This is a genomic window from Acinetobacter sp. YH16053 (genome assembly GCF_013417035.1).
Taxonomy (GTDB): Bacteria; Pseudomonadota; Gammaproteobacteria; order Pseudomonadales; family Moraxellaceae; genus Acinetobacter; species Acinetobacter towneri.
The window spans coordinates 1-3,649 of the sequence record NZ_VPEP01000063.1 but is presented as its reverse complement, the minus strand read 5'-3'; the positions used below and the strand labels follow the sequence as shown (position 1 = coordinate 3,649).

General features: G+C 38.4%; 5 protein-coding genes. All 5 read right to left on the bottom strand.

Annotated features, from left to right (window positions below):
• On the bottom strand, nucleotides 1–537 hold a 537-nt coding region (locus FTV43_RS14730), incomplete at its 3' end, for a replication initiation protein (RefSeq protein WP_179995779.1).
• Nucleotides 538–769: 232 nt separating this feature from the next.
• Nucleotides 770–1,057 carry a type II toxin-antitoxin system RelE/ParE family toxin gene (locus tag FTV43_RS14725; RefSeq protein ID WP_179995778.1) on the bottom strand — a complete coding sequence of 96 codons (288 nt, stop codon included), beginning with the start codon at nucleotides 1,055–1,057 and terminating at the stop codon, nucleotides 770–772.
• Nucleotides 1,054–1,368 (bottom strand): type II toxin-antitoxin system Phd/YefM family antitoxin, encoded by a 315-nt coding sequence (locus tag FTV43_RS14720; RefSeq protein ID WP_003115799.1) that lies wholly within the window; start codon nucleotides 1,366–1,368, stop codon nucleotides 1,054–1,056. Before FTV43_RS14720 ends, FTV43_RS14725 begins: the two co-directional genes overlap by 4 nt.
• A gap of 76 nt (nucleotides 1,369–1,444) precedes the next feature.
• Nucleotides 1,445–3,070 carry a relaxase/mobilization nuclease domain-containing protein gene (locus FTV43_RS14715; protein ID WP_179995777.1) on the bottom strand — a complete coding sequence of 542 codons (1,626 nt, stop codon included), beginning with the start codon at nucleotides 3,068–3,070 and terminating at the stop codon, nucleotides 1,445–1,447.
• On the bottom strand, nucleotides 3,060–3,392 hold the full coding sequence (gene mobC, locus FTV43_RS14710; protein ID WP_179995776.1) for a plasmid mobilization relaxosome protein MobC: 333 nt from the start codon (nucleotides 3,390–3,392) through the stop codon (nucleotides 3,060–3,062). The genes FTV43_RS14715 and mobC overlap by 11 nt, the downstream gene beginning before the upstream one ends.
• Between the last annotated feature and the right edge of the window lie 257 nt (nucleotides 3,393–3,649).

Genomic DNA, 3,649 nt, shown 5'->3' with positions numbered 1-3,649 from the left:
CATAGTGCAGTTACGCCCAAGCCCTGAAACTTCCTGTTTTTTGCTTAATTTCTTAGGTAATTCTACAAAATCGGCTAAATAATCGAGCGTATAGGCTTGTTCACTCCAAAAAGTGACACGCCAATCTTTATGAAATGGATTCTTCGTAATGAGATGACTGTAGCCAACGTCTGCTCCAAGTTTATTGGCAAGTCCTGCCTGAACCTTTGATGCATAGCTAATAGCTTTTTGACTGGCTAATTTACTGGTACACAGTGGAATTTCTAATTTATAGCAAATATGAGCATGACCATTTTTTAAGGTCTGCGCTGTCCAATAGGGCATTGGTAAATTTTCATCATGCCATGCCATGACAGCATCTGAACGATCTATATCAAAAAAGAAGTAATGAAGCATACAAGGCTGATTGCCTTGTATGTATTGCATGTTGATTGCCGTTTTTTTCGGTCTTATTTGTAAGCCATACAATAAATCATCTGCACAGTATGGTTTATGAGCAAGATTTTCAAAAAAATCGCTTAATTGAGCGTTATTCACCTTTTGCAACGTCCTTTATGTTGCAAATGCTCAAAACATCAGTAAAATACAAATATCGATTTTGCGTTTACTGATGCTTTAAGTATTTGTTAAACAATGAGAAAAAAGTAGGTTTGCCGACCTGCTTTTTTTTCGCCTAAAAGAAAATCTAACACAACTTTAATATTTTTAAAAGTTATTGATTTTCTTAATTTTATAGCCGTTTTTTGCCAATATACGGCATATAATCTAATTAAATATTTCTCGAAGTATGCAAGATTCTTAAAATAAAAACTCGCTTGGCTTCCTCATCAATTTGAATAATTGCACGGTATGGACTGTCAGAAATAAGCATTTCTCTTGTTCCTAAATTGCCCTTCTTTTTAGTTCGATTTGGTGAGAAATACAGGGTTTCTAGCTGTTCAGTAATTTTTAAATACATCCCTTCTGCTAGTTTTTCGCCCCATGTCTCTATGCCATACGCCAAAATTTCAATTAAATCCTGTTCTGCTTGTGGCAAGTAAGAAACTTCATAGGTCATCTTTTACGGCTCGCTACCAAGTCTCGTGCCTTTTGCATTGCAGTCGCATGTACTGACTTCATTTCTTTCGTGTCAGATGGATGCGCTTTCAAAGCATTTAACGCTTCTGTGATTTTCTCTTTTTCCCAATCTTCATAATCATCATCTTGGACATCAAAAAGGCTTTCTAAGTGGGTGCCTTTCACGTCTTTTAATGACAAGAAAACACCAACAGGGCGCTTATTCTTTGTGACTAATACAGGTTCTCGCTGCATCGTATCTAATAACTCACCAAAGCGTGATTTTGCATCTTTCGCTGTAATAACTTGCATGTTCAAACCTCATAAAAGTAGGCGTTTTGTCTATTTTAGACTTTTTTTGAAAGTAATCTAGCGTAATTTATTAAATTTAACGCCCAAATCCTCTACTAGCCCTTCTTTCAACGTGTTTTTCTTTCATTTGCTGGCTAATTTGCTGTTCACTTCTCTTAATTTGCTGTTGAGATTGTTTAATTGCTGATTTTGACTGGCTAATTCCTCGTTCTGACTTCTCAATACTTGATTCTGAATGCTCAAGGTTTCGATCTGCTCGCTCTGACTTTGATTTATAGCGTTTAGCTCTTTCAATTGCTTCTCTAACGAGTTCAATAAGTCTTTGTAGCGATTCATAAAGTCGTTTGGCATTATCTTGTTCCGCTTGATTAGGATTACTCTGTTTTACGTCCTGCTTTGCTTCTTTTGAGGTGGCTAAGTTTTCAAATAAACTTCCGCTATCCTTCAAAAGCTCCTTTCCATCATTTGACTGGTTAAATGGATTTTCAAAAGGAGTTTTAAAGTTAGATTCTATTTTTCCAATTTCAGTACCATTTGACTGGATGTGGTCTCGTAAGCGTGCGCTTTTTTGCTGTTCTTCGCCATGATATATAGGGTTTTCTTGTCTTCGCTCTCGTGTAAAGTCACCTTCCGCAAGATTTGTTTCTCTAGCGGTGTCTGCTCTACTTTCAGATTGATTTCGGCTAATTCCTGCTGCTTGTTCTGAATTTGCTTCGCTAACCACCAATTTACGCCAAGAAAAATCAGAAACACTGTAATCAACACGCCCAATATTGCTCCCGTGAGAATATTCAAACGCAAAGCGTTTCTGATTTTCGGCTGCTGATCTTGGATGGTCTGAAGGTTTGACCTTAAAATTTTCTCTGTTTCCTTGCTGCTTGCTCTCAGTAAGGCGTTGTAGCTTTCCAAGTGCTGTTTCGTAACGCTCTCGGCTTGTTCTTTGATAATCCTGTCCTGCTCGGCGGTGTTCTTCTGCAAATTGTTTATCAAATTGTCGATTTTCATAAATTACGCCTTCTAAACGAATATTCCGCTTGCCGTCAGGATTCTTAATACTGATTGATCTATCTGTTTCTCTAGCAATCTCAAAGCCTGCACCCTTCAAGGTTTCAACTACATCTTGCCTATTTTGGCTATTGCCATTACTAGGTTGTTCAGCAATTGCGGTCCCGATTTGCTCTTTAATTTCTTTGACGCTTTGAGGTAGGTTTTGGCTATTCAAAGTTTTAATTGCTTGAGCTTTCTCTGGTGCATGAGGGTCTGTTAAACCATGCTCAAAATTGATGACTTGTTTCCAGTTTTCTACAAGTGGGCGGTCAGCTTGATCAAAATAAGGCTGTAATCTTTTTCCTGTACTTAATTCCACATTTGGAATGACGAAATTAAGCTCTAAACGTCCTTTATCAGTGTGTTCTATCCAAGTGATGTCGTACTGGTCACGCTCTAACCCAGCAAGCAATGTTTCTTCAAAGCTCTGCATGATGGCTTCTTTTTGGTGTTCTTCGAGGTTTGGTTCCTCAAATGAAAGTACTCCAACCGTATAACGGTTTTGGAAGTCCAAGTTGTCTGCTAATCGTTGGGTTAATTCAGGATCTCCACTCAGTAAAACTGCACCTGGTCTATCCCTATCTTTGCCAAGTAGGTAGTCAATGGTTGCACCTGCACTACCACCGCCCTTATTTCCCAAAAATTTAACGATCATAGTTGGCCAAGATTCCTTGTAGTTGTTCTCGAATAACTGCCAACTCTGCAAAGGCTCTAAGTTTTTCTATATCGGATTCCACAGTATTTACTTGTCTTGCAATCTGATTGAGATTACCTCCAATACGTCCTAATGCCGCTAAGAGCTGAGGATCTGCCGCTTTGTAATTTCTTTTTTTATTCGGTTTCTCATCTAGACAAGTATTTCGAATCCAAGTTGCAAGCTCTCCACCTTCCATACGCTCCAGTAAGGCTTGATGTTCCGCTTCTGTTAAACGGACTTTGATCTCTTTTTGTCTTTTGATGATTTCTTTCTTCGTCATGACTAAATCTGCTTCATGAATTGGGTCGGCTTTTTTTATGAGGACAAATTGCCCAGTTAAGGCAATTTACCGCAATAGAAAAAGGCGAAAAGAGGGTCAAGGGATTCTTCCCTTGCAAGGCACAAAAGGTAATCTAGCGAAAACTTTAGTTTTTGTATAGAGTACCCTTTGTGTGTCCTTGCCCTCTATAAAAATAAAAAAATAATATATGCCCTCCGGGCATTCTTGTGATCTGTAAAGAAAGCATTGTCTAGGAG